Annotated in this window: 19 protein-coding genes and 1 pseudogene; 7 read left to right on the top strand and 13 right to left on the bottom strand. The window is 64.4% G+C overall.

What is annotated here, in order from left to right:
* The first annotated feature begins 25 nt into the window (after positions 1–25).
* Positions 26–784: a M48 family metallopeptidase gene (locus NKH57_RS09655; RefSeq protein WP_352943769.1), complete on the top strand. Its 759-nt coding sequence runs from the start codon at positions 26–28 to the stop codon at positions 782–784.
* A gap of 247 nt (positions 785–1,031) precedes the next feature.
* Here NKH57_RS09655 and NKH57_RS09650 read toward each other — a convergent pair whose 3' ends face one another.
* Entirely contained in the window at positions 1,032–1,250 is a 219-nt protein-coding gene (locus NKH57_RS09650; protein WP_352943767.1) for a hypothetical protein, read from the bottom strand.
* 104 nt (positions 1,251–1,354) lie between these two features.
* Here NKH57_RS09650 and NKH57_RS09645 point away from each other — a divergent pair, with 104 nt between their 5' ends.
* The 6 genes and pseudogenes from NKH57_RS09645 to NKH57_RS09620 all read left to right on the top strand — a co-directional run bounded on the left by NKH57_RS09645 (position 1,355) and on the right by NKH57_RS09620 (position 6,962).
* A complete protein-coding gene (locus tag NKH57_RS09645) occupies positions 1,355–2,014 on the top strand; it encodes a phosphoribosylanthranilate isomerase (protein WP_352943765.1) in 660 nt (219 codons plus the stop codon).
* 78 nt (positions 2,015–2,092) lie between these two features.
* Positions 2,093–3,313, top strand: coding sequence for a tryptophan synthase subunit beta (gene trpB / locus NKH57_RS09640; protein ID WP_352943763.1), 1,221 nt, complete (start codon positions 2,093–2,095; stop codon positions 3,311–3,313).
* 2 nt (positions 3,314–3,315) lie between these two features.
* Positions 3,316–4,155, top strand: a complete 840-nt coding sequence (trpA, locus tag NKH57_RS09635) for a tryptophan synthase subunit alpha (RefSeq protein WP_023761150.1) — start codon at positions 3,316–3,318, stop codon at positions 4,153–4,155.
* 47 nt (positions 4,156–4,202) lie between these two features.
* The gene (gene accD / locus NKH57_RS09630) at positions 4,203–5,129 is read left to right on the top strand and encodes an acetyl-CoA carboxylase, carboxyltransferase subunit beta (RefSeq protein ID WP_023761149.1); all 927 of its coding nucleotides are present in this window, start codon (positions 4,203–4,205) and stop codon (positions 5,127–5,129) included.
* A gap of 62 nt (positions 5,130–5,191) precedes the next feature.
* Entirely contained in the window at positions 5,192–6,517 is a 1,326-nt protein-coding gene (locus NKH57_RS09625; RefSeq protein ID WP_352943760.1) for a bifunctional folylpolyglutamate synthase/dihydrofolate synthase, read from the top strand.
* A 26-nt stretch (positions 6,518–6,543) separates the two neighbouring features.
* Positions 6,544–6,962, top strand: a pseudogene (locus NKH57_RS09620) (VOC family protein).
* 34 nt (positions 6,963–6,996) lie between these two features.
* Here NKH57_RS09620 and NKH57_RS09615 read toward each other — a convergent pair.
* The 12 genes from NKH57_RS09615 to NKH57_RS09560 all read right to left on the bottom strand — a co-directional run bounded on the left by NKH57_RS09615 (position 6,997) and on the right by NKH57_RS09560 (position 22,583).
* A complete protein-coding gene (locus NKH57_RS09615; protein WP_352835172.1) occupies positions 6,997–7,410 on the bottom strand; it encodes a type II toxin-antitoxin system VapC family toxin in 414 nt (137 codons plus the stop codon).
* The gene (locus NKH57_RS09610; protein ID WP_023761145.1) at positions 7,407–7,655 is read right to left on the bottom strand and encodes a hypothetical protein; all 249 of its coding nucleotides are present in this window, start codon (positions 7,653–7,655) and stop codon (positions 7,407–7,409) included. The genes NKH57_RS09615 and NKH57_RS09610 overlap by 4 nt, the downstream gene beginning before the upstream one ends.
* A 70-nt stretch (positions 7,656–7,725) precedes the next feature.
* Positions 7,726–8,007 (bottom strand): cupin domain-containing protein, encoded by a 282-nt coding sequence (locus NKH57_RS09605; RefSeq protein ID WP_352943758.1) that lies wholly within the window; start codon positions 8,005–8,007, stop codon positions 7,726–7,728.
* Positions 8,008–8,252: 245 nt separating this feature from the next.
* Positions 8,253–8,576: a thioredoxin gene (gene trxA, locus NKH57_RS09600; RefSeq protein ID WP_352603141.1), complete on the bottom strand. Its 324-nt coding sequence runs from the start codon at positions 8,574–8,576 to the stop codon at positions 8,253–8,255.
* Between the two features lie 74 nt (positions 8,577–8,650).
* Positions 8,651–12,169 (bottom strand): double-strand break repair helicase AddA, encoded by a 3,519-nt coding sequence (gene addA, locus NKH57_RS09595; protein WP_352943755.1) that lies wholly within the window; start codon positions 12,167–12,169, stop codon positions 8,651–8,653.
* Complete coding sequence (gene addB, locus NKH57_RS09590; RefSeq protein WP_352943753.1) at positions 12,166–15,300, bottom strand: double-strand break repair protein AddB; 3,135 nt, start codon at positions 15,298–15,300, stop codon at positions 12,166–12,168. Before addB ends, addA begins: the two co-directional genes overlap by 4 nt.
* On the bottom strand, positions 15,297–16,025 hold the full coding sequence (locus NKH57_RS09585; protein ID WP_352943751.1) for a nucleotidyltransferase family protein: 729 nt from the start codon (positions 16,023–16,025) through the stop codon (positions 15,297–15,299). The genes addB and NKH57_RS09585 overlap by 4 nt, the downstream gene beginning before the upstream one ends.
* Entirely contained in the window at positions 16,022–17,533 is a 1,512-nt protein-coding gene (gene tsaE, locus NKH57_RS09580) for a tRNA (adenosine(37)-N6)-threonylcarbamoyltransferase complex ATPase subunit type 1 TsaE (protein ID WP_352943749.1), read from the bottom strand. The genes NKH57_RS09585 and tsaE overlap by 4 nt, the downstream gene beginning before the upstream one ends.
* 8 nt (positions 17,534–17,541) lie before the next feature.
* Positions 17,542–20,097 carry an ATP-binding protein gene (locus tag NKH57_RS09575; protein WP_352943747.1) on the bottom strand — a complete coding sequence of 852 codons (2,556 nt, stop codon included), beginning with the start codon at positions 20,095–20,097 and terminating at the stop codon, positions 17,542–17,544.
* Positions 20,098–20,296: 199 nt separating this feature from the next.
* Positions 20,297–21,697, bottom strand: a complete 1,401-nt coding sequence (gene ahcY / locus NKH57_RS09570) for an adenosylhomocysteinase (RefSeq protein ID WP_352943745.1) — start codon at positions 21,695–21,697, stop codon at positions 20,297–20,299.
* Between the two features lie 176 nt (positions 21,698–21,873).
* On the bottom strand, positions 21,874–22,185 hold the full coding sequence (locus tag NKH57_RS09565; protein WP_352729305.1) for an HPr family phosphocarrier protein: 312 nt from the start codon (positions 22,183–22,185) through the stop codon (positions 21,874–21,876).
* A complete protein-coding gene (locus NKH57_RS09560; protein ID WP_023761135.1) occupies positions 22,182–22,583 on the bottom strand; it encodes a PTS sugar transporter subunit IIA in 402 nt (133 codons plus the stop codon). The genes NKH57_RS09565 and NKH57_RS09560 overlap by 4 nt, the downstream gene beginning before the upstream one ends.
* Positions 22,584–22,612: the final 29 nt, after the last annotated feature.

Here is a 22,612-nt window from a genome sequence, read left to right as displayed (position 1 = left end):
TCCTCGAATCGCGTATCGTCCGGCCATGTCCTTCGGCTTCTTCCGCAATTTGACAAAGCCCAAGCCCGCGCCTGTCGAAGAGCGCGAGCATGTTGTTGCCGGCCGCTCGCTGCCGCTCAAGATCGTCGAAAACGACCGCGCCCGGCGGCTGACGCTGCGCATCGATTCCGGCGGCCGTGGCCTGCGCATTACGGTGCCGCCGGGCTTGCGCCGGGGCGAAGTGGAAAAATTCCTCGACCGACATCAAGATTGGCTGGAACAGCGGCTAGCCAAGGTCCCGGCTCGGCCGCAAGTGCGGCCCGGCATCAAGATCCCGGTGCGTGGCGTGGCGCACCGCATCGTCCACGAGCCGTCAAAACGCGGGACCGTGACGGTGTCGAGCGATGAGCGCGGCCCGCTGCTGATCGTGCATGGCGACCGCATACACCTGCCGCGCCGCATCGCCGACTTTCTCAAGCGCGAGGCCAAGAAGGACATCGAGAAGCTGGTGCTCAAGCACACCCAGGCGCTGGGCAAGCGTGCCAAGGCCGTTCGCTTCAAGGACACGTCGAGCCGCTGGGGCTCCTGCACCTCCGACGGCAATCTGTCCTTCTCCTGGCGGATCATGATGGCGCCGTCGCCGGTGATCAATTACCTCGTCGCGCATGAAGTCGCGCATCTCAAGGAGATGAACCACGGTCCGAAATTCTGGAAGCTGTGCGAGCAGCTCTGCCCGGACACAGAGCGCTGCAAGGCATGGCTGAAGCGCAATGGCGGCGCGCTTCAGGCGATCGCCTTCGAGTAGGGCCGCGATGTTATGGGTAGGCGGAGAAAGAATGCCGTCTGCAGCGATCCTTCACACCCCCCTCTGGCCTGCCGGCCATCTCCCCCGCAAGGGGGGAGATCGGCAGCTTCAGCGTCTGGCTCATCTTGCAACGGTCGAGATTGGCTAAAGCGATTGAGCGCGTAATCTCCCTCCTTGCGGGGGAGATGGCCGGCAGGCCAGAGGGGGGTGCTGTCCCGCAAGCGTGAATATCCCAAAGCGGGGCCGCTCAATCGTCATTCGTCGCGTTGAGTTCCTCCGGACGCAGCCCCTCTTCGCCGTGATGCGGCCACGGCAAAAAATTGCGGTCGAAGGCATCGCTGCCGAAATAGTCGAGCGCGCGGTGCGCCTCGGCGCCGTTGAAGGCGGCCTTGTCCATCAGGTGCGCAATGACCTCGCGCGCCTGCGTTATCTTCTGCCTGAGTTCGGCAACGGTTCTCTCGGCCATGATCGTACTCCCGCCTTGTCCATCTATAGGTAGCGCCTTTGGCGTTGGCGGCAAACAGTATGCTTTTTCTCGACTCTTTTCGCTTTTCATGCCAATTCCCGCGCATGGCACTCGACATCAAGATCTGCGGCTTGAAGACCGACGGGGCAATGGCCGCGGCGCTGGCCTGCGGCGCCAGCCATGTCGGCTTTATTTTCTTTGCCAAAAGCCCACGCTATGTCGACCCTGCCGAGGCTGGCCGTCTGCGCGAGGCGGCGCGTGGCAAGGCGATGGCGGTTGCCGTCACCGTCGATGCCGGCGACATCTTCCTGGACGAAATCGTTGCCAAAATGCAGCCCGACATGCTGCAGCTGCATGGCGCGGAAACGCCCGAGCGGGTGGCCGAGATGAAAGCCCGCTATGGCCTGCCGGTGATGAAGGCGCTGCCGCTCAGCGAGGCCGCGGATCTCGAACGGATAAGGCCGTTCGTCGGCATCGCCGACAGGTTCCTGTTCGACGCCAAGCCGCCGAAAGGCTCCGAACTGCCGGGGGGCAATGGTGTTGTCTACGACTGGCGCATCCTCGCCGGCCTTGACGCCGGCGTCGATTACATGCTTTCCGGTGGGCTCAACGCCGGCAATATCGGCGATGCCCTTCGGCTTGCCAATCCGCCCGGAATAGACATTTCCTCAGGCGTGGAAAGTGCGCCGGGCGTCAAGGATCCGGCGCTGATCGAGCAGTTTTTCCGGGCCGTCAGGGCAGCGCGCGACAACCGCGCCGCCTGACCGGTTCAATCCAGAGCATGTGGGGAACCGGTTTTCCGACAAGCATGCTCAAGAAATCAAGATGCCAGGAGATCGGCGATGAACAAGCCGGCGATACCCAATTCCTTCCGCACCGGGCCCGACGAACAGGGCATGTTCGGCATTTTCGGCGGTCGTTTCGTTGCCGAAACGCTGATGCCGCTGATCCTCGACCTGGAGCGGCACTGGAACGAGGTCAAGGACGATGCGGATTTCAGGGCTGAACTGACTGACCTCTCGACCCACTATGCCGGGCGACCCTCGAAGCTTTATTTCGCTGAAGGCCTGACACGCCATCTCGGCGGCGCGAAAGTCTATTTCAAGCGCGAGGATCTGAACCATACCGGCTCGCACAAGATCAACAATTGTCTCGGCCAGATTCTGCTGGCCAAGCGCATGGGCAAGAAGCGCATCATCGCCGAGACCGGTGCCGGCCAGCACGGCGTGGCGTCGGCCACGGTCGCGGCCCGCTTCGGCTTTCCCTGCGTCGTCTATATGGGCGCCACCGATGTCGCCCGGCAAAGCCCCAACGTCTTCCGCATGAAGCTGCTCGGCGCCGAAGTGCGGCCGGTGACCGCTGGTCACGGCACGCTGAAAGACGCCATGAACGAGGCGCTGCGCGACTGGGTGACCAATGTCGAGGACACTTATTACCTGATCGGCACCGCCGCCGGCCCACATCCCTATCCGGAACTGGTGCGCGACTTCCAGTCGGTGATCGGCACAGAGGCGCGGGCGCAGATCCTCGAGCAGGAAGGCCGGCTGCCGGACACCATCATCGCCGCTGTCGGCGGCGGTTCGAACGCCATCGGCCTGTTCCATCCCTTCCTGGACGACAAGGAGGTGCGCATTATCGGCATCGAAGCCGGCGGGCGCGGCCTCGACGGCATCGAGCATTGCGCCTCGATGAACGCAGGAAAACCTGGCGTGCTGCACGGCAACCGCACCTATCTCCTGCAGAATGCCGACGGCCAGATCATGGACGGGCATTCGATCTCGGCCGGTCTCGATTATCCCGGCGTTGGACCGGAGCACTCCTGGCTGCGCGACTCGGGTCGAGTCGAATATGTACCTATTCTCGACGACGAGGCGCTGGAGGCCTTCAAGCTGACGACCCGGGTCGAAGGCATCATCCCGGCGCTGGAGTCGGCGCATGCCATCGCGCATGCGGTGAAGATCGTGCCTGCGATGGACAAGGACCAGATCGTGATCGTCAACCTGTCCGGTCGTGGCGACAAGGACGTGCATACGGTGGCCTCGATGCTGGGCATGGAGATCTGATCATGGTGACCCGCATCGACCGCCGCATGGCAAAGCTGAAGACCGAAGGCCGCCCGGCGCTCGTCACCTATTTCATGGGCGGCGATCCGGACTACGACACCTCGCTGTCGATCATGAAGGCACTGCCGGGCGCGGGCGCCGACATCATCGAGCTAGGCATGCCGTTTTCCGATCCGATGGCCGACGGTCCGGCGATCCAGGCCGCGGGCCTCAGGGCGCTGAAAGGCGGCCAGACGCTGGTCAAGACACTCAAGATGGCGGCGGAGTTCCGGACCGGCGACAATGAGACGCCGATCGTTCTGATGGGCTATTACAACCCGATCTACATCTACGGCGTCGACCGCTTCCTCACGGACGCTATCGCCAGTGGCATCGATGGGCTGATCGTCGTCGACCTGCCGCCGGAGATGGATGAGGAACTGTGCATTCCGGCGCTGAAAGCCGGTATCAATTTCATTCGGCTGGCGACGCCGACCACCGATGACAAGCGCCTGCCCAAGGTGCTGCAAAACACGTCGGGCTTCGTGTATTATGTGTCGATGACCGGCATCACCGGCTCGGCGCTGGCCGACACCGGCAAGGTGGCGGCGGCGGTCAAGCGCATCAAGGGCCATACCGGCCTGCCGGTCTGCGTCGGCTTCGGCGTCAAGACCGCCGAGCAGGCCCGCGTGATCGGCGCCAATGCCGACGGCGTCGTCGTCGGCACCGCGATCGTCAATGCGGTGGCCAATGTGCTGGGGCCGAAAGGCGAAAAGACCGCCGACCCTGCCGAAGCCGTGGCCACGCTGGTCAGCGGTCTTGCGCAAGGTGTGCGCTCGGCCCGCCTTGCTGCCGCCGAATAGTTTCCTACCTCTTTACCCAACTCTTCGTCAGGACAGGAGCCGAAGCGATGAACTGGATCACCAACTACGTTCGCCCGAAGATCAATTCGATGCTCGGCCGGCGCACCGACATGCCCGAGAATCTCTGGATCAAGGATCCGGAGACCGGCGAGATGGTGTTCCATAAGGATCTGGAATCCAACCAGTTCGTCATCCCTTCGTCAGGTCATCACATGAAGATCTCGGCCAAGGAGCGGCTGAAATTCTTCTTCGACGACGGCAAATACGAGACCCTGGACAACCCCAAGGTCATGCAGGACCCGCTGAAATTCCGCGACGAGAAGCGCTATGTCGACCGGCTGAAGGACGCCAAGGCCAAGACCGGCCTGGAAGACGCGATCATCAACGCGCTGGGGACCGTCGAGGGCCTGCCGGTTGTGGTGACGGTGCAGGACTTCGCCTTCATGGGCGGCTCGCTCGGTATGGCCGCCGGCGACGCCATCGTGCATGGCTTTGAAGTCGCCCTGCAGCGCAAGCGGCCGCTCATCCTCTTTGCCGCCTCCGGCGGTGCCCGCATGCAGGAAGGTATTTTGTCCCTCATGCAATTGCCGAGGACCACGGTCGGCGTCGACAGGCTGAAGGAAGCCGGTCTTCCCTACATCGTCGTCTTGACCAACCCGACCACCGGCGGCGTCACTGCCTCCTACGCCATGCTGGGCGATGTGCACATCGCCGAGCCCGGCGCGCTGATCGGCTTTGCCGGACCGCGCGTGATCGAACAGACCATCCGCGAAAAGCTGCCAGATGGCTTCCAGCGCTCCGAATATCTGATGGAGCACGGCATGGTCGACATGGTGGTGTCGCGGCTGGAACTGCGCGAAACCATCGCGCGCCTGCTCAGGATGCTGCTCAAGCTGCCGGAGGAGCAAAAGCCGATCGAGCCGGAAATCCTGCCGCCGGCCACCATTCCGACGGAAGCCCGACCGCACGCCTGACGCGACATTGTGCGCCGCGAACCGCGATTGCGCGTGCTTTGCGGCCCGCATAGGATTCTTCCATGATGACGCTTGCCGCCGACCGCGAAATCGAAGCCCTGATGGCGCTTCACCCGAAAGGCTTCGACCTTTCGCTCGACCGCATTTCGCGGCTGCTGGAGCGGCTTGACAACCCGCAGGACCGGCTGCCGCCGGTCATCCACATCGCCGGCACCAATGGCAAGGGTTCGTGCGCCGCGTTTTCGCGCGCCCTGCTCGAGGCGGCGGACTACCGCGTCCATGTCCACACCTCGCCGCATCTGGTCAATTGGCATGAGCGCTACCGGCTGGCCGCCGATGGCGGCGGCAGGCTGGTCGAGGACAGGGTGTTCGCCGATGCCATAGCGCGCGTCGCCAGGGCCAACGAAGGCGAGACAATCACCGTCTTCGAGATCCTCACCGCCGTCACCTTCCTCCTGTTTTCCGAACACCAGGCCGATGCCGCCATTATCGAGGTCGGGCTCGGCGGCCGTTTCGACGCCACCAATGTCGTGAAGGAGCCTGCCGTATCGGTGATCATGCCGGTGTCGCTCGACCACGAGGCCTATCTCGGCGACCGTGTCGAACTGATCGCCGCCGAAAAGGCCGGGATCATCAAGCCTGGCTGCCCGGTGGTCATCGGCGCACAGGAAAGCGAGACGGCACAGCAGGTGCTGATCGAAACCGCCGATCGGCTTGAGTGCCCGACCTTCGTCTACGGCCAGGATTTCCTCGCCTATGAGGAAAACGGCCGCATGGTCTACCAGGACGAGGACGGGTTGATGGACCTGCCGCCGCCACGGCTGCCGGGGCGCCACCAATTCGCCAATGCGGCGGCGGCGATCGCCGCGGTCAAGGCGACCGGTTTCGAGATCAGCCATCGCGCTGCCGAAAAGGCGATGATCAATGTCGCCTGGCCAGGCCGCATGCAGAAGCTGGCGCAGGGCCGGCTGGCGGAACTGGCACCGAAGGGTGCCGACATCTGGCTGGACGGCGGCCACAATCCGGGCGCCGGCATGGTGATTGCCGAAGCGCTGGCCGAGCAGGAAGAAAAGAACCCACGTCCGCTCTTCCTCATTTCCGGCATGATCAACACCAAGGACCAGAGTGGCTATTTCCGGGCCTTCAAAGGCTTGGCCCGGCATGTCTACACGGTGCCGGTGAGCCTCAGCGAGGCCGGCGTGCCTAACGACGAACTGGCGATCCGCGCGACGGAGGCGGGACTGACGGCCGAGCCGGTGAGTTCGGTTGCCAATGCGCTGATGCTGCTGCGCGATACCTGGGACGGCCCGCCGCCGCGCATCTTGATCGGCGGTTCATTGTACCTGGCCGGCGCGGTGCTGGCCGAGAACGGCACGCCGCCGACCTGAGGCCAGACCTTCGAGAGGAGCCAGTCATGATCAAGGTCAAGCAGCTCGCCCATGTCTGCATCTTCGCGAATAACCTGGAAGCGACGCGAAGCTTCTATCGCGACGTGCTCGGCCTCGACACCCAATTCAATTTCCTGCGCGACGGCAAGATTTTCGGGTTCTACCTCAATTGCGGCGGCAGCAGCCATGTCGAGGTGTTCCAGAAGGACGGCACCGCATATAGCGAGCAGAACCAGATCAACCACTTTGCCTTGAGGTTGAAAACATCGACGCGGCGATCGCCCATATCAGATCGAAAGGCGTCGATGTCACGGATAAGAAGCACGCCTGCGACGACACGTTTCAGGCCTGGATACGCGATCCCAACGGTGTGAAGATCGAGCTGTTTGAATACACCGCCAAAAGTGCGCAATTCGTCGGCGGTGATCGCATCGCCGACTGGTAGAGCATTCCGCCTGTTCCGTGAACGGTGAGACGCCCTAGAAATCCCAAGGTGAGATCAGCTCAAGGTTGGCCGGGCCGAAGTCGTTCAGGTTACGCGTTGCCAGCCGACCGCCATTCACGCGCACTGTCGCTGCAATCATGCCATCGGGTGCCGACATGCCCCGGCCCTGGCGCGTCGCCGTTCCCATAATCTCGCCATAAGCCAGAGCCGCCTCCTCCGTCAGCCCAAAAATGCGACCGGCAAAGCGATGGCGCCATTGGGAGAGACCTTGCTCCAGGCGATCGGCACGCTCGTCAGGTCGTATCTTTTGGATGCCGAAAGCGATTTCGGCAATCGCCACCGTGGGAAGCGCCAGTTCGGCATCGTTGCGGACCAGCCAAGCCATGACAGCCGCGTCAGGCGCCTTTCTAAGGCTCTCTGAAATCACATTGGTGTCGACGAAAATCAAAGCTCCGGCCCTGTATGGACCTTGCGGCTTTCCCGGATGATTTCTTCCAGATCGATGTCGACGCCAACGCTTGCCGTCAGGCGAGAGTAGAAGGCGGATGCCGGTTCTCGCCCGGCCTCCCGAATCTCATAGGATTCAAGCGCGCGTTCGACGATATCAGCTATTGAGCGGTTTTCGCGACGAGCGAGTCGATGCGCAAGATCACGTGCTTTTGCGCTGCGGACGGAAAGCTGGGGTTCGGCCATTTCAAACTCCCTTTTGAGAAAGATAGCCTTTTCTACTCCTGCCATCAAGATGGCAGATGATGGCATGCCATCACTTCAGCTCGATCTCGATGAAGGCATAGTCGCCGTCATTGGCGTTGATGACGTCATGCTCGACGCCTTCCCTGCGGAAATAGGGCGCGCCCTTCTTCATCTCGGCGAAGGATTCGCCGTCCTTGGTCAACAGCTTTACCTTGCCGTCCATCAGCGGCACGACGACATAGTCGTGGCCGTGGCGGTGCCAGCCGGTGTTCTCGCCCGGCGCGAAGCGGTATTCGGTGACGATGACGCGTTCATTGTCGATGAAGACGGTGGCCTTGGCGGATCCGGTCATGTCGTTTCTCCCTGCTTGCGCTGCCAACAGAAGACATCCTGCATCGACAACAGAAGACATGGAGTGCCCGGGTGTGAGGGCCAGAGCCGCCCAGCGCATGACCCAGAAACTCGGTCTCGATTTTCCGAAAGGATCATGCGCCAATCCAATTGCTACAGCGTGCGGCCATAGACGCGCGGCCCTGTAGTGACGCCAACAAAAAGCCCGGCGCGAGGCCGGGCTTGATATCAGGAATTTCAGATGGATCAGGCGAGGCTGCCATTGATCCAGTGCGACAGCGCGGTCTTGGGCGCCGCACCGACCTTCATGTCGGCCACTTCGCCGCCCTTGAAGATCATCAGCGTCGGGATCGAGCGCACGCCGAACTGCGCGGCAAGCTCGGGATTCTCGTCGATGTTCAGCTTGGCAATCTTAATCTTGGCGCCAAGTTCGCTGGCGATATCCTCAAGCGCCGGCGCGATCATCTTGCAGGGACCGCACCATTCCGCCCAGAAATCGACGACGACCGGTACGCTGGCGTTAAGCACATCGGCCTGAAAATTGCTCTTGTCGACCTTGACAGTGGTCATGCAGAAATCCTTTCGAAATTTTTCGTCGCACCAAATGTGGTGGTGATCGCACCCTTCTTCAAGCAGGTGTTGTGTCACGCTCCCGTGAGTCGAGCAAGGGCGTCGTCCATGGCGCTCGCCGGCAGCTCGATCAGCCGCGGCGCCTCGGTGAACAGCAAGGCCGCCTGGACCGCGCGACCGGGATAAAGCGGCTGCAGCAGGGCACGATAGAGCGCCAGCTGCAGGACATAGGCCGGCGGGACCTCGGCCAGAGAGGCGGGTGCCGGCCGGTTGGTCTTGTAGTCGACGATCGAGACCGCGTCCGGCGTCACCGCCAGCCGGTCGATCTTGCCGGAAATCGAGCGCTTTTTGCCCTTGACCTCCAGGCTGCCCATGATCGCGACCTCGGCACGCGACGACGGCGCAAACAGCTGACTGAAGCGGGGATCCGCAAGGATCGAAGTGACCGAAGCCAAGGCTTTCTCCCGCTCTGACGGAGGCCAGCCGGCGCCGGTTCGTGCGAGGTAGCGTTCCGCTGCTCCCGCGCGTTCGGGCTCGGCAATGCCGGGCAGCATCTGCAGCAGCTTGTGCAGGGCAAGCCCACGCAGCACGGCAAAACCTGGCTCCGCATCGGCATCGAGCACCGGCGACGCCTTGTCGATCACGGCTTCCTTGCCTTCGTCGATCAGCGCCGCGGCGCCGGATGGCGACAGGGGACGCGGCAAGTCCTCGAACGGCGGCAAGGGCCGGAACAGGCCAGTCGGCAAAGGCTCGAAAGCGTCGGCTTGCCGTGCCTGCTCGCTGGACACCAGTGCGACCGGCGGCAGCCTGGTGACATGGAAGCGATGCACAGGCTCGCCGCCGGCGGGATGCGGATGCTGCTGGCTCTCTGGCGCGCCGACCAGTGCGCGGCTGACGATCGAGTGCCAGGTGCCGGCGTTCGGCGCCCGCTTGCCGTGATAGCCGCAGACGATCAGCCGGTCCTCGGCACGGGTCATGCCGACATAGAGCAGCCGGCGGTATTCGTCGTCGGCAAGTTCCCGTGCCCGCGCTGCCGCTGCTTTGGAAAAGCCGTTGGCGACGTCGCTGGCCGAGCGCCAGAGATAGCCCTTGCCATCCCAGGTGGCGCCGGAGCCGTCAAAGGGCATCAGGCGCGGCAGATGCTGGTCGCTGAACGGGGCGGAACCGCCATCGACCAGGAACACGACCGGCGCCTCCAGGCCCTTGGCGGCATGCACGGTCATGACCCGGACCTCGTCGCGGGTCTGGTCCATCTCACGCTTGATCTCGGGACCGGCGTTTTCCAGTGTCGACAGGAAGGCTTCCAGCCCAGGCAGGCCGGTTCGCTCCTCGGCGAGGCAGAAACTCAGGAACTCGTCGAGAATGTCGCCCGCCTCGGGCCCGAGCCGCGCGATCATCTTTTTGCGCACGCCATCGCGCGCCAGCAGCCCGGCATAGAATTCGAACACCGGCTTGAAGGCGGCCTCGCCCGCCCAGGTGTCGAGCTGGGCGACGATCTTTGTCAGTCGCTCGCTTTCGCCGGCACGCTGGCGCAGCGATGCGAGCAACGACAGCCCAGCTGCCCTCTCCGCAGCGAGCGTGAACAGTTCCTCCTCGGGCAAATCGAAGATCGGACTGCGCAGCACGGCGGCGAGCGACAGATCGTCCTGCGGCTGGATCAGGAGATGGCCAAGCGCGATCAGGTCCCTGACGGCGATATGGCCGGGCAGGCTCAGCCGGTCGGCGCCGGCGACCGGGATGTCGCGCCGTTTGAGCGCCCGGGTCAGCGCATGGACGAAGCGGTCGCGCTTGCGCACCAGCACCAGCACGTCACCAGGCCGCAGCCGCTTGCCGCGGCCTTCGATAATCTCACTGGTGCCGATCCAGCCGGCAATGGTGGCGGCGACGTTCTCAGCGACGCGCACCGCCGGCGCATGGGCATGGTCGATGGCTTGCGTCCAATCGTCGGGCTCGTCGACAATATCGGCACCGACCGACGGCCACACCTCGACATAGCCCGGCGCATCGGTGCGGATCGCCTTGTGGCTCAGCGGATCGGGATCATGGCTGATGCCGCGCCGCACGAGGGGATCGGCGAAGACGCGGTCGACGGCGGCCAGAACGTCATCGGTCGACCGGAACGACCAGGTCAGCTTGAGGTCGGCGAAGGACGCTTCGGCGTCGCGCACTCGGCCAGCAAACAACAGCCGGCTGTCGGCGAAGGAATCCGGCGCGGCTCCCTGGAAGGAATAGATGGACTGCTTCTCGTCGCCGACAGCGAAGACCGTGCGATGGACCCTGTCGCGGGCGCCGAGGCCGGCAAAGAACTCTTCCGCCAGCCGCTTCACAACCTCCCATTGATCCGGGCTGGTGTCCTGTGCCTCGTCGAGCAGGATGTGGTCGATGCCCTGGTCGAGCTTGTATTGCACCCAGGGGCCGGCATCGGGCCGCGCCAGAAGGTTGACGGTGCGGGTGATCAAATCGTTGAAATCGAGAAAGCCGCGGCTGCGCTTCAGCACTTCATAGCGGGCGATCAGCCAGTCGGCGATGGTCAGCGCGGCAACCGTGCCTTCCAGCATCCGGAACAGGGCCAGCCGATCGACGGTTTCAACGATCGTGCTGGCTGCTGAGAGATAGCGCTCCGCCAGATCCGGCAGTCGGTCGACCAGCGCCTTCTTGAAGGCTTTTGCCGGGTCGTAGGCGTCGCCATCGGTCTTGAGGAAGGCTCTTGCGAGCAATTGCAGGCGGCGAATGGGATCGCTCTCGGCGAACGCCTGGCGCGCATAGGGCAGGATGTTGTTCAGCACCGTCCTGGCATCGGCGGCATCGGCGGCCTGGGCGAAGCCGGCAAAATAGTCGGGCAGGAAGCCCGGCAGCGGCCAGACCGATGCCGCTATGCCCTCGGCGGTCTGGCCGGGGCGGAAATGGAATTCGTCGAACAGCGCCTGGAAGCGCGTGCCGTCGCGCCCGACCGCGTCGATGAAATTGCGCAAGCCGTCGCGCTTGCGCACGATCTCGCCCAGCAAGGCATCGAGCCCGGCTTCGCCGCCCCGGTCGAGGATAGTGGCAAAGGCCTCGGCCAGATCCCTGTCGCCGGCGGCAGTTCCCGAGATCATGTCGCGGCGCGCCGCGGCGAACAACGAAGCCTCCATCTGGCCGTCGAGCATCTCGAAATGGGCTGGGATGTTGGCCTCTAGCGGGAACTGGTGCAGCACCGATTCGCAGAAGGCGTGAATGGTCTGGATCTTCAGCCCGCCGGGCGTTTCCAGCGCCTCGGCGAAAAGGCGCCGCGCGCGGCGCATGGTCTCCGGATCCGGCCGGCGGCCTTCCAGGGCCTCGACCTTCGACGCCAGATCCGCGTCACCAAGCGTCGTCCATTCCGACAGTGTCGAGAACACCCGATTGGACATGTTGGCGGCAGCGGCGCGCGTATAGGTCAGGCACAGGATCTTCGACGGATCGGTGCCGCGCAGCAGCAGCCGGATGACGCGCTGGGCCAGCACGTGGGTCTTGCCGGAGCCGGCGTTCGCCGACACCCAGGCGGAATTCTGAGGGTCGGCGGCGCGGGCCTGGCTGGTCGCGGTGTCGCTCGGGATAGGATAGGCCCTCTTCATGCCTCCCCTCCCTCGTCACCGGCGTCGCCGCCGGCCGACCATTCCAGCACGCGGGCAAGATGGTCGTAATCGCCATCGGTCTCGCCTTCGCGAAACGGCAGTGCGCGCGACAGGTATCCGGTCGCCGGATCGGCATAGTGGATCAGAAGCTTTTCCAGCCGTGCCCAGGCCTCTTCGGCAAGATCGGTGGCGGTGCGCGGCTGGCGGTTGTGTTCGAGGATGGATTCCTCGAACACTTCGCCATTCGGCTTCAGCCTGATGAAGGCCAGCTGCGAGGGTTCGCGCGCGCCCAGATCTTTGAAGGCGCCGCGCCTCAGCAGAGCGCCCTCCAGTGCCAGTTGCGGCGCCAGCAACGTGTGCGCCTGCGCCTTGGACGGCGAGGAGCCGGTCTTGTAATCCAATATGTCGGCCATGCCGCCAGCCAGCAGGTCGACACGGTCGGCATAGCCGGACAGCGTCACGCCGGACTGGCCGACGACGGTCTTTCCGGCACGCTCCTCGGCATGCCGCCGGATCACCGCGCCGGCGCGCGTGCGCTCCCACTCGATGATGTTGGCGGCAAGCTTTTCGAAACGCGGCCACCACACCGCTTCGACATCGACTGGAAGGGCTGCATCGGCAAAACAGGCACGGCCGGCTGATATGAGGCCAGCGAGCGCGTCGGGCGCGCGTGGGTCGGCGACGCGCGCCGCGAACAGGTGCAGGATGGCATGGAACAGCGTGCCGCGCTCGGCCGCACCGGGGTCGCGGATGACCGGATCGAGCGGCATCAGGCCGAGGATTCGCCTTGCGTAGACGGCATAGGGATCACGACGCAGTGTCTCGATCTCGGTGACCGAGAAATGGCCAGGGCGCACTGACAAGGGCGGCTTCGGCTGCGGCCGCGGCGCGAAATCCTGTCTTGGACCGGAGTCGAGCGCGCGCGCCCAGGTGAGCAGTTCGTCACCACGGCGGCGCAGCGCTGCCGCCTGGTCGTTGCCGATGAAGGTGAGCAGGCGCTGCAACCAGCGCGACGGCACCGCCGGTGCATCGCCGGCACGCGCCGAGCGGGCCAGCAGCACCTTCTTCGCGCCCATGGCCATCTGGAAATCATGCGCGGCAAGGCCGATGCGCCGTTCCGGCGGTTCGAGATCGATGCCAGTCTTCATCAGCCGCGACATGAAGCGGTCGCTCTCGGGCTTGCGCGGCCATACGCCCTCGTTCAGCCCGCCGACGACCAGCGTGTCGACAGTCTGCAAGCGTGCTTCCAGCGCACCCCAGATGGAGATATTCCTGTCGGTGCCTTGCGCCGGTTTTACCGTTTCAGGCGCGACCAGCGCCGCCATCACGTCGGGCCATTCGTTCGCCGCGAACGACAAGGGCGCGGAAGCCGCGATCAGCCCGCGCAGCAGTTCGGCAAGCTTTTCGCCGGCGTCACCGGCATAGAGTTCGCCAAGGCCGCCATCGGCGGTGCGGCCGAGATTTTCGAGTGCGACGACGCTGGCTGTGACCAGCGCGGCAAGGTCGGCGTCATCCTGGCCCCGGAAGGCCGCAAGTGGCGCCAGTGCTTGCGTGAGACGGTCCAGCAAATTCCGTGCGCTTTCGATGGTGCGCACGGTCAGCCGGGAAAACCAGAAAGGTGGCCGGCTGCCGCTGCCCAGGCCGGTGAGGCGAGCCTCGAACAATTCCGGAAGCGAAACGATGTCGGGGCGGCCGGTGCCGCCGCGCAGCGCCACCAGTTCGACAAGCTCCGCCGCACCGCGCACATCAGCCCGTTCGAGGCCAAGGCCAAGCAGCGGATGCTTGAGCAGCGACAGCAGGCCGACGGGATCGCCTGGCCGGAACACCGCCTCGAGCGCCAGCCTGAGCAGGCTGGCCGCCGGGGTGTTGGCGAGCGGCGTGCCGCCGGAATCGTCTGCGACGACGCCGAAGCGCTGGAGCTCGATCGAGACGCGCCGCGCCAGCGCGCGGTCGCCGGTTACGAGAGCCGCCTTTTGGCCTGATACTTCGACCGCGCGCTTGAGCGCGACGGCGATGGCGACGGCTTCGTCGCGTTCGCTGGCCGCTTCGAGCAGGGTCACGCCGGCGAAGGCCCCGGCGATGTCGGATGCTGAAAAACCGTCGCGCGTCTCGGCCCACAATTCGGTGGTCTCGGCCGGCCGCAACGCTTCGCCGACAAGAGCGGCGCGAAGCGCGAGCCGTGGCACGGGCGCGCCGATCTCCTCGACATCGCCGCGCAACACCCCGATCTTGGCGATCAGCCTGGCCAGGCCATATTGCGGATGGCCTAGCACGGCCGGACGCGCACCCGGCGCGGCGATTGCCTGGAAGGACGCTTCGTCCAGCGTCCGGTCGAGGCCTGGCAGCACGATGGCGCCGCCGGGCAAGCGGGCGATCGCCGCAAGCAGCTCAGCGGTGGCCGGAATGGAGCCGGTCGAGCCGGCGGCGATGACCGGTCCAGCGGGCGGATTGCGCTGCAGCCGCGCCGCCTCGGCGCGGATCAGCGCGCTGCGATGCGCGGCTGGATTGGAGCGATCGCTTTCCGCGAGGAATTTCGGCCAGGCGTCGGTGACGATGCCGAGGAATTCAAGCGTCACCTGCCACCATCCGGCAAGATTGCCGGTCACCAGGTCGGTGAGCTTGGCCCAGTCCGTGCCTTCCGTCTCGATCTCGTCCATCAGCCTTGCCAGATCGCGCGCCAGCCAGATCGCATCGGCGGTGGAGGCCGGGATGACGATCTCCTCGGCGAAGAGCGCGGCGACATGCGCCGGCAGCCGGCGTTTCCAGGCGCGCACCAGCGGCGTCAGCAGCAACAGGCGCTCAGTCGCGGCTATCGGCGGTGCGAGATCGATCGCCGCCGCTGCCTCGGTCTCGAACGCGGCCTCATCCTCATCGAACTCGCCGAGTGGCCGGACAACCGGCAGGATCGCCGAACCGCCGCCGCCGCGTGCCGCCAGGCTGTCGACGAAGACACCCCGCAGCGCGCGCGCGGCGCGGCGCGTCGGCACATAGATGGTGACATCGGCCAAAGCGAGCGGGTCGCCGTCGAAGCGAAAGCCAGGAACAAGGCGGCCGGCAAGCAGCGCTTCGGCAAGCGTCGGTAGAAACGGCGCTCCGGGCGGGATCGAGAAAACGCGGCTTGAGCCGCTCATTGCGACTCGATTAACGCGCCGGCGACCGCCGCTTCGGCGAGCGGAATGGCATCGGGCGTGCCGACGGTGATCCACTGGCCGTGCATGGGCATGCCGAACAGCCGCCCGGCGGCGATGCTCGAATCGAAATAGGCGTTGAGCGAGTGCGGCCCGGCAGCTGCTTGCCCGAACAGCCGCGGATGGACGATCGCCGCGCCGGCGTAGATCAGGCCCGCCGGATCGCCTTTTGAACGCCGCAAGCCACCATCCGGCGCCACCAGGAAATCGGTGCTGCCGCAGTGTCCGGTCGCCTGATGGAGATCCGCCAGCATCAGCAGAATATCCATTTTCGCCGCGTCCCATGCAAGGGCGAGGCGCTTGAGATTGAGAGGACCGTCGTCGATCCAGAACGTGTCGGCGTTGAGGATGTAGAAGGGCCGCTCACCCAGTTCCGGCAATGCCTTGACGATGCCGCCGGCGGAATCGAGCAGTTTCTCACTTTCATCGGAGATAACAATCTTCGGCGACTGGCGCGCCGCGACATGGGCGACGATCTGTTCGGGAAAATAATGGACGTTGACCACGGCCTTGCCGACACCGGCGGCGGCCAGGCTGTCGAGGCTCCAGTCGAGCAGCGTCTTGCCGGCGATCCTGACCAGCGGCTTGGGAATGGTGTCGGTGATCGGCCGCATGCGTTTGCCGAGCCCGGCGGCAAGTACGATGGCAGTGTCCGGTTTTGCTGTCACAGCGCTCGCTCCTCCAGCAAACCGTTGGCGTTGTAGAAATCGCGCATGCTTGCCAGCGCCGGATGAGACAAGGCCCGACGCAGATAATCGCGAATGCGCGGCAGATGTTTTAGATAATAGGGCTTGCCGTCGCGCTTTTCGAGCCGGACGAAGATGCCGAGGATCTTGGAGTTCCGCTGCGCCGCCATGATGGCGTAGGATTCCAGGAAACTTGCTTCGTCGAAAGCGCCGGCTGCGTGGCGCGCCGCGATATAGGCATCGAGCGTCTCTCTCTCGATCTCGGGCGACATCGTGACGCGCGCGTCCATGGCGAGCGAGGCGACGTCATAGGCGGACGGGCCGATCAGCGCATCCTGGAAATCGACAATGCCCAGCCGGTCATGCCCGAAACGATCGCCGCGCCAGATGATGTTGGGCGAATGGAAGTCGCGCAGCATCAGCGTGACTTCGCGGCCGTGCAGACGGTCGAGAAGCGCATTCCACTCCCTGTGGTAGCCGGCGCGCAAGCTGTCGCTTGCCGGGCTGCCCGATAGCGCCGGCACGTACCAATCGACCAGCAGATCGACTTCGATGATCATGGCATCACGGTCGAAAGGCGGCACGTCGTGGAAACCGCCGTGCCCTGTTTCCAGGCGCTGCGGCCAGGTCCTGCCATGCATCATGGCCAGCAGCTCGGCCGCCGCCGTGCAGCGCTCGGCCACTGGCTGGCCATCGCCGCCGAGAAATCCTTCAGAACCAAGGTGTTCGAGCAGCAGGAATCCCTGCTCCTGGTCCTCGGCATGGATTTCCGGAACGCTGACGCCGCCGGCCTTCAAGGCGCGGTCGACGGCGACGAAGGCGGAGACCGACTGGGCGGTATGAGCGATCTCGGCATAGGCTCTGCCGTCGCGCACGGGTGGGCCGAGCACCAGCCGAGGCGAGTTCATCAGCACTCGCGGCTTCCGGTCCGGCAGCGAAACGATCTCGTAGGAGCGGGCCGAAGCATCGCCAACGAAATGGCGGCGCTGCGCTTGCCCCCAGCCGGCGTTCACGAGAAAGTCGCGCATGGCCAGCGATCGTGCCGCCCGATCGAAGGGAGCGCCCTGCCCCGACAATCTCGCCAACCGGCCGTCGCCATGCTGGACGAGCTCGATCAGGACCGTGGTTTTCGGCAGATAATCTTCGGCCCGTTCCGGCCATTCGACCAAAGCGGCGCCTTGGGTCAGGGCTTCGTCGAAGCCGAGCTCATCGATCTCGGCCGCCGAGGACAGGCGGTAGAGATCGAAATGATGGACCGGGATGCGCGTGTCGTAGCTCTGCACCAGCGTGAAGGTCGGGCTCGGAACATCGAGACCGGCATCGTCGGCCAAGGTCCTGATCAAGGCCCGCGCCAACGTCGACTTGCCGGCGCCGAGATCGCCCTTGAGGGCAAGCACATCACCCGGGCGCAGTGACAGGGCAAGATCTTCGCCCAGCCGTGCTGTCTGTGTCTCGTCGGCGAGCAAACGCTCCAGCACCAATCCCGTCATCGAGCGTGCTACTCGGCCGCGGCGCGGATGCCCGGCATGTCGGGAAAGGTGCAGATGACGGTCGTGCCCTTGTCCTTGCCGGTTTCGATGCGAACGCTGCCGCCATGCAGCTCGACAAAGCTCTTGACGATCGACAGGCCGAGACCGGCACCGCGCCGGCGGCCGCCATTGGCGCGCGGCTCGAAGCGGCGAAACACCGAATCGAGCACATCGGGCGGCATGCCGGGGCCGTCGTCATGAACCGAGAATTCCACCCCGTCCGCCAGATTGCGGCAAGTGAGCCGGATGGTGCTGGCTTCCGGCGCGTAGTTGGCGGCGTTGCTGAGCAGATTGTAGAGTATCTGGCGGACACGGATTTCGTCGCCGTGGAACGTCTTCGGCGCGGCAGTGGCGTCGATCTCGAGCCTGATCGAATGCTCTTCCAGCCGGTCGGCCACCAGTTCGGCCGCGGCCGCAATGGTGCGATCGACCTGCACCTCGGAAATGTCGAGCTCCATGATGCCGGCGTCCACCGTCGCCAAATCGAGGATGTCGTTGACGATGGTGAGCAGCACCGAGGACGACGAGCTGACATGCTCGACATATTCGCGCTGTTTCTGCGTCAGCGGACCGGTCGTGGGCTGCGACAGCAGTTCGGTGAAGCCGATGATGTTGGTCAACGGTGAGCGCAGTTCATAGGAGACGTGCTGGACGAATTCGTTCTTGAGCTGGTCGGATTTTTGCAGCGCCTCGTTCTTGTCCTTCAGCGCCCTTTCGACATGAACGCTGTCGGTAACGTCGACGAAGGTCATCATCACCTGCCCGTTGGGTAACGGGATCATGGCGTAGCTCAGCACATTGCCGTTGTTGAGTTCGGTCTGGCCGTGGCGGTCGCGGCGCTCGTCGTCGAAGCCGGTGATGGCGGCGACGAAGCCTGGCCAGGGACTGTCCGCCGCCTGCCGGTCGCAAAGGTCGCGGACCGTGGAGACGTGGACATTTGGCTTGGCCGCTTCGCCGCTCAAACCCCAGAGTGTGGCAAAGGCGGGATTCGACAGCCGAAGCCTGCCGTCGGGGCCGAACACCGCGACGCCTTCGGCAAGATTGTCGAGCGTCTCGCCCTGGACCCGCACCGCTGTCTGGTAGCGGCTTTCGAGGTCCATCTTCTCGGTCAGGTTCTCGAACACCCAGGTCACGCCACCCTTGGGCTGCGGGTTGGCGACGACGCGGATGGTCTTGCCGTCCGGCAGATGCCACCAATGCTCCTGCGATTCCACGGCACGATAGGCGCCGAGCAAACCTTCCTTCCAGCGGCGCCATTCCGGTTGCTCGGCGATCTTGCCCTCGCTGCGCAGCCGGTCGAGCAGCAGCGCATTGTCGGGAGCGCTGTGCAGGAAACCACTGTCGAGGCCCCATAGCTTCTGAAAGGCCTGATTGAAGAACCGCAGCTTTTCGTCGGTGTCGAAAATGGCGACCGCCGTATTGAGCTGGTCGAGCGTGTCGGCGTGGCTCCTGACGGTCCGCTCGTATTCGCCGCGAACCGTCTCGATGGCGCTGGTGTCGCAAGCAAGGCCGGCCGAGCCTTCGCTGCCGGCGAAATCGGTGACCGCAAACACACGGCGATCACCTTCGATCACGGTGGAAAGCGACTGTTCGAAGACCGGATGCGTCTTGTGCTGGGCGGCAATCGCGTCGCGTGCCTGGCCACCGAGGAACTCTTTTGCCTCCCGAACCGCGGTTTCGGCATTTTCGGATTCGACCGCATCGGCATAGGCCCGGTTGACCCACTTCAGCCGCCCATCCGCGCTGCGAAGCCAGGCCGGCATGTTCAGCGCGTCGAGCAGGCCGATCATCGTATCATGGTCGGCGGCCAGCCGTTGGTTCTCGATCTTCAGCCTGGCCTGGCTGCGCTGCGTCTCCGAAAGCGAGATAAAACGCACGAGCACATGCGCCGCGCTCTTGCGACCATGCACTTCGAGCGGAGCGCCGGCCTGCGATTCGATGACGAGGTCGAAGGGTTTGGCCTTTTCGCGCAATCCCGCAACGGCATGTTCAAGTGCTGCCGCCGAACGCGGCATCAGCCACCGGCCGAAAGCAAGGAAAGCGGCCCGGTCCTCCGGAGCGCCGCTTTCGACGGGCAATGTGCCGATGAGTTCCGGCTTCTTGTTTTCCGCGGCCCAGACGACCACGCGCTGGTCGCGCAGATTGAGCAGCGCCTCCGAGCGGCGGAGCGCCGCGTTGATATCGGCGAGGCGGCTCCTGAGCTCGACATTTTCCGCCGAGGTGCGGGCTCTTTCGCGGATGAGAACGATGGCCGAGAGAAGGGCAGCGCCCGTCACCCCGACAAACACGGCAAGCTGCATCACCTCGACGGCGCTCATCGACAATCCGGCGACGGCGGAACCAGCGGTCTCGGCATGCGCGACAGCACCTGCCAAAGGACCGGCAAGCGCGGAGGTGGCAAGGAAGATCGACGCACGGACGCGCCAGGACACGCCCCCGCTTTGCAAGGCGGAGCCAGTGATCCTCGAATCGTCATGGCCGCCGGAAACGGCCCGTCCCGCTCTGTGCGGGTGTTGCCCCGGCATGTCTTGGTCCTCTCCGCCGCCTGAATGCAAGACCGCCCTGATGCACACCTCTCTTGAACCCCTCTCGGGCTGGAAGCGTCGCGAATCACCTGACAATAAACCCTCGCCGAATCGTCGTGAAGGCGATTGCGCGCAAAAATAAAGCCGGGCGAAAAGTCAATCGCCCGGCCTCAATATCTGGTAGCACTTTTAGATTTGGTTAATAGCGGTAGTGTTCCGGCTTGAACGGACCCTGCGGCGTGACGCCGATATAGGCCGCCTGCTCGCCAGACAATTCGGTGAGGCGGGCGCCAAGCTTGTCGAGATGCAGGCGCGCGACCTTTTCATCGAGATGCTTGGGCAGGACATAGACCTGGTTCTCGTACTGGCCGGGCTTGGTGTACAGCTCGATCTGGGCAAGCACCTGGTTGGTGAAGGACGCCGACATGACGAAGCTCGGGTGGCCGGTTGCGTTACCGAGATTGAGCAGGCGGCCTTCCGACAGAAGGATCATCCGCTTGCCGTCCGGGAAGGTGATCATGTCCACCTGCGGCTTGACGTTGGTCCATTTCAGGTTGCGCAGCGCGGCCACCTGGATCTCGTTGTCGAAGTGACCGATGTTGCCGACGATCACCATGTCCTTCATCGAGCGCATGTGGTCGAGGGTGACGACATCCTTGTTGCCGGTGGTGGTGATAACGATGTCGGCGGTGGGTGCCGCGTCTTCCAGCGTGACGACTTCAAAACCATCCATCGCCGCCTGCAGGGCGCAGATCGGATCGACCTCGGTGACCTTGACGCGGGCGCCGGCGCCCTTGAGCGAGGCCGACGAGCCCTTGCCGACGTCGCCGTAACCGCAGACGACGGCAACCTTTCCGGCCATCATCGTGTCGGTGCCGCGACGGATACCGTCGACCAGCGATTCCTTGCAACCGTATTTGTTGTCGAACTTCGACTTGGTGACCGAGTCGTTGACGTTGATGGCGGGGAAGGGCAGCAGGCCCTTCTTCTGCAACTGGTAGAGCCGGTTGACGCCGGTCGTCGTCTCTTCGGTGACGCCGCGGATTGCCGCCTTCTGCTTGGTGAAGAAGCCGGGCGAAGCCTTCAGGCGCTGCTTGACCTGCGCGTAGAAGTATTCCTCTTCCTCGCTCTGCGGGTTGGACAGCACGTCCTCCCCGGCCTCGGCGCGGGCGCCTATCAGGATGTACATGGTGGCGTCGCCGCCATCATCGAGGATCATGTTGGAGAGGCCGCCGTCGGTCCACTGGAAAATCTTGTCGGTGTAGTCCCAGTACTGCTCAAGCGACTCGCCCTTGACGGCGAACACCGGGATACCGGCCTCGGCGATGGCCGCGGCCGCGTGATCCTGGGTCGAGAAGATATTGCAGGAGGCCCAGCGGATGTCGGCGCCGAGCGCCTTCAGCGTCTCGATCAGCACCGCCGTCTGGATGGTCATGTGCAGCGAGCCGGTGATGCGCGCGCCCTTGAGCGGCTGCTTGTCGCCGAATTCCTCGCGGCTGGCCATCAGGCCCGGCATTTCGGTCTCGGCGATCTCGATTTCCTTGCGGCCCCAGCCGGCAAGCGAGATGTCGGCGACCACATAGTCCTTGCTACCCGTCATGGCAGTGCTCCGAAGTTTTGTGCTGCGAATTGGTTGCGGATGCGCCCACGCCGGCCGGCGCGTCGAAGGGCGCGAATTGCCGGATTGACTAGCAGATCGGCACCGGGACGACAATGGGATATAAAGAAATCTTTATCCCTGCATGTCTCTCGGACATGCGTTCGCGGTGTGGCGGATCAGCTTTCCTCGCCGAAGCGGGACGCCACCAACTGCTCCAGAGCGTCGATGACCTGCCGCGCCTGCGGCCCGCTGGCGGTGACGCGGATCGAGTAGCCGGGGCTTGCCGCCAGCATCATCAGGCCCATGATCGAGGTGCCGCCGACCTGGACGCCGTCCTTCTCGACATGCACCGAGGCGTCGAAACCGCTGGCCAGCTGGACGAATTTCGCCGAGGCGCGGGCGTGCAGGCCGCGCTGGTTGATGATGGGGAAGTCCCTCGTGATGGTATCTTTGGCGATCTGATCTTTTTCCGGGGACAGCGCGTTCATTTGCTGCTCAGAAGCTGACTGGCGACATTGATGTATTTGCGGCCGGCCGCCTGAGCCTCGTCGAGCGCGGCGGCCATATTGTCGCCCTTGCGGATCGAGGAGAGCTTGATCAGCATCGGCAGGTTCATGCCGGCGATCACTTCGGTGCGGCCGGACTCCATCACCGAGATGGCAAGGTTGGAGGGCGTGCCGCCGAACATGTCGGTCAGCACGATGACCCCCGCCCCGGTGTCGACACGGGCAACAGCGTCGACGATATCGCGGCGACGCTGCTCCATATCGTCATCGGCGCCGATCGCCACGGTTTCGAAATTGTCTTGTGGCCCGACGACATGTTCCACGGCATGTCGAAACTCGGCGGCCAGTTGACCGTGCGTTACAAGCACGAGTCCGATCATTCTTTGGTGGCTCCCGTCATCGCCGCTTC

Origin of the sequence: Mesorhizobium sp. M1050 (assembly GCF_040318715.1) — a bacterium.
Lineage (GTDB): Bacteria > Pseudomonadota > Alphaproteobacteria > Rhizobiales > Rhizobiaceae > Mesorhizobium.
The sequence above is the reverse complement of the archived record's forward strand: the minus strand, read 5'-3'. Positions and strand labels throughout refer to the sequence as shown.

Coding starts and splice junctions, on each gene's coding strand:
- NKH57_RS09655 (WP_352943769.1), top strand. CDS start 26: ATGTCCTTCGGCTTCTTCCGCAATTTGACAAAGCCCAAGCCCGCGCCT.
- NKH57_RS09650 (WP_352943767.1), bottom strand. CDS start 1,250: ATGGCCGAGAGAACCGTTGCCGAACTCAGGCAGAAGATAACGCAGGCG.
- NKH57_RS09645 (WP_352943765.1), top strand. CDS start 1,355: ATGGCACTCGACATCAAGATCTGCGGCTTGAAGACCGACGGGGCAATG.
- trpB (WP_352943763.1), top strand. CDS start 2,093: ATGAACAAGCCGGCGATACCCAATTCCTTCCGCACCGGGCCCGACGAA.
- trpA (WP_023761150.1), top strand. CDS start 3,316: ATGGTGACCCGCATCGACCGCCGCATGGCAAAGCTGAAGACCGAAGGC.
- accD (WP_023761149.1), top strand. CDS start 4,203: ATGAACTGGATCACCAACTACGTTCGCCCGAAGATCAATTCGATGCTC.
- NKH57_RS09625 (WP_352943760.1), top strand. CDS start 5,192: ATGATGACGCTTGCCGCCGACCGCGAAATCGAAGCCCTGATGGCGCTT.
- NKH57_RS09610 (WP_023761145.1), bottom strand. CDS start 7,655: ATGGCCGAACCCCAGCTTTCCGTCCGCAGCGCAAAAGCACGTGATCTT.
- NKH57_RS09605 (WP_352943758.1), bottom strand. CDS start 8,007: ATGACCGGATCCGCCAAGGCCACCGTCTTCATCGACAATGAACGCGTC.
- trxA (WP_352603141.1), bottom strand. CDS start 8,576: ATGACCACTGTCAAGGTCGACAAGAGCAATTTTCAGGCCGATGTGCTT.
- addA (WP_352943755.1), bottom strand. CDS start 12,169: ATGAAGAGGGCCTATCCTATCCCGAGCGACACCGCGACCAGCCAGGCC.
- addB (WP_352943753.1), bottom strand. CDS start 15,300: ATGAGCGGCTCAAGCCGCGTTTTCTCGATCCCGCCCGGAGCGCCGTTT.
- tsaE (WP_352943749.1), bottom strand. CDS start 17,533: ATGACGGGATTGGTGCTGGAGCGTTTGCTCGCCGACGAGACACAGACA.
- NKH57_RS09575 (WP_352943747.1), bottom strand. CDS start 20,097: ATGCCGGGGCAACACCCGCACAGAGCGGGACGGGCCGTTTCCGGCGGC.
- ahcY (WP_352943745.1), bottom strand. CDS start 21,697: ATGACGGGTAGCAAGGACTATGTGGTCGCCGACATCTCGCTTGCCGGC.
- NKH57_RS09565 (WP_352729305.1), bottom strand. CDS start 22,185: ATGAACGCGCTGTCCCCGGAAAAAGATCAGATCGCCAAAGATACCATC.
- NKH57_RS09560 (WP_023761135.1), bottom strand. CDS start 22,583: ATGATCGGACTCGTGCTTGTAACGCACGGTCAACTGGCCGCCGAGTTT.